The following is a 5728-nucleotide window of genomic DNA, read 5'->3' as shown; positions in this document are numbered from 1 at the left end:
TACGCCGCTCCTTGACGTACGCCAGGTGGGTCTTGTAGGGCTCCAGCCGGGCCCGGCCCGGCGGGTTCTGCGCGTCCTGGCCGGCGGGCAGGCCGCAGCGCGGGCAGTCCCACAGCGGCGGGGCCTCCGCCTCGGCGGCGATCCGGATCTCGGTGCGGTGGTCGTTGCGGCACCAGTAGGTGACCGCCCGGCACGGGGCCGGCTGGTAGCGCTCGGTGGGGCGGAGGGGTCCGGACCCGATCCGGGAGCCCCGGATGACGTTGCCACTCGGCACGGCTGCTCGCTCCTGTCGTCGGGAGGGGAACCGCCGCGGTCAGGTGGCGGCGGGCGACGCGGTGCAGCGGATGAAACGAACTGCGCGCGGCCCGTCAGGTGACGGACCGCGCGCAGATTGTACGACTCGGCTCCGGGCGGATCAGCCGCTGACGGTGTTGAGCTGGAGCCGCAGCCACAGCCCGAGCCCGACGATGCAGGCGAACCAGACGATGCCCACCAGGACGGTGTAGCGGTCGAGGTTCTTCTCGGCCACCGACGACCCGGCCAGGCTGGAGCTGACCCCACCGCCGAACATGCTCGACAACCCGCCACCCTTACCGCGGTGCAGCAGGATCAGCATGGTGAGAATGATGCTCGTGATGACCAGCAACACGATCAACGTGTATGCGAACCAGATCGGCATGGCTGGGGTCAGTCCTCTCGTAACGATCCTCGCCCGGGCAGATCGGGCACGGTGGCACCGACCGACGGACGGGCGGAGTCAAGGATAGCGAGCGATTAGCGGGCGATGTGCTCCGGGAACCGGCAGATCTTCGCGAACTCCTCGGCGTCCAGGCTGGCACCGCCTACCAGGGCCCCGTCCACGTCCGGTTTCGCCATGATCGCCGCGATGTTGGACGACTTCACCGAGCCGCCGTAGAGGATCCGGACCTTCTCCGCGGTGCCCGGGTCGAAGCGCTCGGCCAGGCGCTTGCGGACCGCTGCGCACACCTCCTGGGCGTCCTCCGGGGTGGCCGTCTTGCCGGTGCCGATCGCCCAGACCGGCTCGTACGCGATCACGACCTTGGTCGCCTGCTCGGCGGTGAGCCCCTTCAGGGCGCCGTCGAGCTGGTCGCGGCAGTGCGCCACGTGGGTGCCCTGCTCCCGGATGTCCACCCCCTCCCCCACGCAGAGGATGGGGGTGAGCCCGTGGGTCAGCGCGGCGTGCACCTTGGCGTTGACGACCGCGTCGTCCTCGTGGTGGTAGGCCCGCCGCTCGGAGTGGCCGACCACCACGTACGAGCAGCCCAGCTTGGCCAGCATCGGGCCGGAGATGTCCCCGGTGTAGGCCCCCGACGCGTGCGGCGACAGGTCCTGCGCGCCGTAGCCGATCAGCAGCTTGTCGCCGTCGACGGCGGTCTGCACCGTACGCAGGTCGGTGAACGGCGGCAGGACCACCGTCTCCACCTCGGTGAGCTGCTTCTCGTTGAGGCTGGCCGCCAGCTTCTGCAGCAGCAGGTTGGCCTCGAGGTGGTTGCAGTTCATCTTCCAGTTGCCGGCCATCAGCGGCCGGCGGGTGACGCTCGCCATCAGTTCTCCAGGGCCGCGATGCCGGGGAGGGTCTTGCCCTCCAGGTATTCCAGGGAGGCGCCACCGCCGGTGGAGATGTGGCCGAAAGCGGACTCGTCCAGCCCGAGCGAGCGCACCGCCGCCGCCGAGTCACCGCCACCGACCACCGTGAACGCGTCGGCCTTCGCGATCGCCTCGGCGACACCGCGGGTGCCGTGGGCGAACGCCGCCATCTCGAACACGCCCATCGGGCCGTTCCAGAAGATCGTCCGCGCGTCCTTGAGGGCGGCGGCGAACCCGGCGATCGTCTTCGGGCCGATGTCGAGCCCGACCCGCTTGCTGGGGATGCCGTCTGCCGGCACGGTGTCGTGCGCGGCGTCCGGGGCGAACGCGTCCGCGACCACCACGTCGACCGGGAGCATGATCTTGCCGCCGGAGCGCTCCAGCAGGTTGCCGCAGGTCTCGACCATCTCCTGCTCCAGCAGCGAGGAGCCCACCTCGTGGCCCTGGGCCTTGAGGAAGGTGAAACACATCCCGCCGCCGATGAGCAGCCGGTCGACCGTCGGCAGCAGCGCCTCGATCACCGCCAGCTTGTCGGAGACCTTCGAGCCGCCGAGCACCACCACGTACGGGCGCTCCGGCTCGCCGGTGAGCTTGGAGAGGACCTCCACCTCGCGTAGCACCAGCCGGCCGGCGAAGCGCGGCAGGCGGGCCGGCACGTCGTACACGCTGGCGTGCTTGCGGTGCACCGCGCCGAAGGCGTCGTCGACGTAGGCGTCGCCGAACGCCGCGAGCTGGTCGGCGAAGGCGCCCCGCTCGGCCTCGTCCTTGCTGGTCTCCCCCTTGTTGAAGCGCAGGTTCTCCAGCAGGGCGACCTGGCCGTCGGCCAGACCCTCCACAGTCGACCGCGCCGAGTCGCCGACGGTGTCCTCGGCGAAGTGCACCGGCGCGCCGAGCAGCTCGCCCAGCCGCCCGGCGACCGGGCGGAGGCTGAACTGCGGGTCCGGCGCGCCCTTCGGGCGGCCCAGGTGGGAGAAGACGACCACCTTCGCGCCGGCCTCGACCAGCGCCTTCAGCGTCGGCAGCACGGCCCGGATGCGGCCGTCGTCCGTGATCGCTCCGGTCTGCTTGTCGAGCGGGACGTTCAGGTCGGCGCGCACCAGCACGCGCCGACCCGACACCCCCTCGCCGAGCAGGTCGTCGAGGGTACGGATGCTCACAGCGACTGACCCACCAGCTTGACCAGGTCGACCAGGCGGTTGGAGTAGCCCCACTCGTTGTCGTACCAGCCGACGACCTTGACCTGGTTGCCGACCACCTTGGTCAGCGGCGCGTCGAAGATGCACGACGCCGGGTCAGTGACGATGTCGGAGGAGACGATCGGGTCCTCGTTGTAGACCAGGATGCCCTTGAGCGGGCCCTCGGCGGCGGCCTTCAGCGCGGCGTTGACCTCGTCCACGCTGGTCTCCCGACCCACGTTGACGGTGAGGTCGGTGGTCGAGCCGGTCGGGATCGGCACGCGCAGCGCGTAGCCGTCCAGCTTGCCCTTGAGCTCCGGCAGCACCAGGCCGATCGCCTTCGCGGCGCCGGTGGAGGTCGGCACGATGTTCAGCGCGGCGGCCCGGGCCCGACGCAGGTCCTTGTGCGGCGCGTCCTGGAGGTTCTGGTCCTGGGTGTACGCGTGGATCGTCGTCATCAGACCGTGCTGGATGCCGAACGTGTCGTGCAGGACCTTCGCCATCGGGGCGAGGCAGTTGGTGGTGCAGGACGCGTTCGAGATGATCGAGTGCTTGGCCGGGTCGTACTGGTCGTGGTTGACGCCCATGACGACCGTGACGTCCTCGTTCTTCGCCGGGGCGGAGATGATGACCTTCTTGGCCCCACCGTCGATGTGCGCCTTGGCCTTGGTGGCGTCGGTGAAGAAGCCGGTGGACTCGATGACCACGTCCGCGCCGACCTCGCCCCACGGCAGCTTCGCCGGGTCCTTCTCGGCGTACGCCTTGATGGTCTTGCCGCCCACGGTGATCTCGTCGGCCGTGGCCTTCACCTCGTGCGGGAGGCGACCCAGGATGCTGTCGTACTTGAGCAGGTGGGCGAGCGTCGCGTTGTCGGTCAGGTCGTTGACCGCCACAACCTCGATGTCAGCGCCGGACGCCAGCACTGCCCGGAAGAAGTTACGGCCGATCCGGCCGAAGCCGTTGATGCCAACCCGGATGGTCACAGGTCCCATCTCCTCGCGTTCTGGTCCGCCGGCGTCAGACCCGGGCCGGCGGAGGTGTGTGCGCCGACCGTTGGAGCCGGCCGTTGACGGTTCATCTCGGCCACCCCGCCGCGGTCTTGGAGGACCTGACCGCCGGAGGCGGTGAGCACGGCAGGAGTGCCAGTGCCGGCCCCCTTGCCGTACGCAGCGACCTTATCCGAGCGTGTGGCGCCGCGCTGCGGCGGGTGGTGATCCCGCTCGCACCGTGCGACCCCACCGTCCTATCAGACCACGAGCATGTCGGGCGTGACGGCCGCTTCGGTATCCGGGATGCCCAGGTCCCGGGCCCGCTTGTCGGCCAGCGCCAGCAGCCGCCGGATCCGCCCGGCGATGGCGTCCTTGGTCAGCGGCGGCTCGGCCAGCGCGCCCAGCTCCTCCAGCGAGGCCTGCCGGTGCTCCAGCCGCAGCCGACCGGCGTCGGTGAGGTGGTTGGGGGCCTCGTCGGCGAGGATCTCCAGCGCGCGGGTGACCCGGGCGGCGGCGGCCACCGCGGCACGCGCCGAGCGGCGCAGGTTGGCGTCGTCGAAGTTGGCCAACCGGTTCGCGGTCGCCCGGACCTCGCGGCGCACCCGGCGCTCCTCCCAGGCCAGCACGCTGGAGTGGGCTCCCACCCGGGTGAGCAGCGCGGCGATCGCGTCGCCGTCCTTGACCACCACCCGGTCCACGCCGCGCACCTCACGGTTCTTGGCCGTGATGCCGATCCGGCGGGCCGCGCCGACCAGCGCCAGGGCGGACTCCGGGCCGGGACAGGTGATCTCCAGTGCGCTGGAGCGGCCGGGCTCGGTCAACGAGCCGTGCGCCATGAACGCGCCCCGCCACGCCGACACCGCGCAGCAGACGTTCGCCGCCACCACGTGCGGCGGCAGCCCGCGCACCGGCCGGCCCCGGACGTCGAGCAGCCCGGTCTGCCGGGCCAACGCCTCGCCGTCCTTGACCACCCGCACGATGAAGTGGCTGCCCTTGCGCAGGCCGCCGGAGGCGAGCACGTGGATCTCGCTCGGGTAGCCGTAGACCTCGGCGATCTCCCGTCGCAGCCGTCGGGCCACCGCCCCGGTGTCGAGTTCGGCCTCCACGACCACCCGGCCGGAGACGATGTGCAGCCCGCCGGCGAAGCGCAGCAACGCCGCCATCTCCGCCCGCCGACAGCAGGGCTTGGGCACGTCGACCCGACTCAGCTCGTCCTTGACCGCAGCCGTCATCGCCATTGTGCGTCCCCTCACGGACCGGTTCCGGCGTGTCGCCGGAGATTACGTACGTGTCTAACGATCGGCACCCAGGACAGGCACCAGTGCGGCGCCCAGGGCGGCCGGATCATGACGAGGAGTGCCGTCGGTGACCGCGACGGGAGCGAGGACCAGTCGGGCACCCAGCGATTCTGCCGCACGTTCGACCGGTTCGGGGTCACCCACCGCCTTGCAGTCGGCCAGCACCTGGTCGACCTTGAGCTCCGGCAGGTACCAGCGCAGGGCGGCCAGGTGGTCCGCCGCGGAGAGCCCGAGCGTCTCCTTCTCGGCCGCGAGGTTCAGCGTGACCAGCCGCCGGGCCGGGCTCGCCACGATCGCGGCGGCCAGCTCGGGCACGAGCAGGTGCGGCAGCACGCTGGTGTACCAGCTGCCCGGCCCGAAGATGAGCCAGTCGGCCGCGTCGATCGCGTCGACCGCCTCGGGGCAGGCGGCCGGGGCCTGCGGGGTGAGCCGCAGCGACTCCACCCGGCCCGCGGTGACCGCCACCTGGTGCTGGCCCCGGAGGGTGAGCACCTCGTCCGGCCGCTCCGGGTCGGCGCCGCGTACCCGCGCCTCGATGCCGACCGGCTCGCAGGACATCGGCAGTACCCGACCCACCGTGCCGAGCATCGCGCCGGCGTGCTCCAGGGCGGCCACCGGGTCGCCGAGCAGCTCCATCAGCCCGCAGAGCACCAGGTTG

Annotated in this window: 7 protein-coding genes; all 7 read right to left on the bottom strand. The window is 71.4% G+C overall.

What is annotated here, in order from left to right:
• Positions 1-274: RNA polymerase-binding protein RbpA (locus NCC78_RS26615; protein WP_250797902.1), on the bottom strand; the 274-nt coding region annotated here is incomplete at its 3' end.
• Positions 275-415: 141 nt separating this feature from the next.
• Positions 416-679 (bottom strand): preprotein translocase subunit SecG, encoded by a 264-nt coding sequence (gene secG / locus NCC78_RS26610; protein ID WP_250797901.1) that lies wholly within the window; start codon positions 677-679, stop codon positions 416-418.
• Positions 680-774: 95 nt separating this feature from the next.
• Positions 775-1566: a triose-phosphate isomerase gene (gene tpiA / locus NCC78_RS26605; protein WP_250797899.1), complete on the bottom strand. Its 792-nt coding sequence runs from the start codon at positions 1564-1566 to the stop codon at positions 775-777.
• Positions 1566-2765, bottom strand: coding sequence for a phosphoglycerate kinase (locus NCC78_RS26600; protein ID WP_250797898.1), 1200 nt, complete (start codon positions 2763-2765; stop codon positions 1566-1568). Before NCC78_RS26600 ends, tpiA begins: the two co-directional genes overlap by 1 nt.
• On the bottom strand, positions 2762-3766 hold the full coding sequence (gene gap / locus NCC78_RS26595) for a type I glyceraldehyde-3-phosphate dehydrogenase (protein WP_250797896.1): 1005 nt from the start codon (positions 3764-3766) through the stop codon (positions 2762-2764). Before gap ends, NCC78_RS26600 begins: the two co-directional genes overlap by 4 nt.
• 263 nt (positions 3767-4029) lie before the next feature.
• Positions 4030-5010, bottom strand: a complete 981-nt coding sequence (whiA, locus tag NCC78_RS26590) for a DNA-binding protein WhiA (RefSeq protein ID WP_250797895.1) — start codon at positions 5008-5010, stop codon at positions 4030-4032.
• A gap of 54 nt (positions 5011-5064) precedes the next feature.
• On the bottom strand, positions 5065-5728 hold a 664-nt coding region (locus NCC78_RS26585), incomplete at its 5' end, for a gluconeogenesis factor YvcK family protein (protein ID WP_250797894.1).

Source organism: Micromonospora phytophila (assembly GCF_023656545.1).
Classification (GTDB): Bacteria; Actinomycetota; Actinomycetes; order Mycobacteriales; family Micromonosporaceae; genus Micromonospora; species Micromonospora phytophila.
This window is presented reverse-complemented; position numbering and strand designations above follow the sequence as displayed.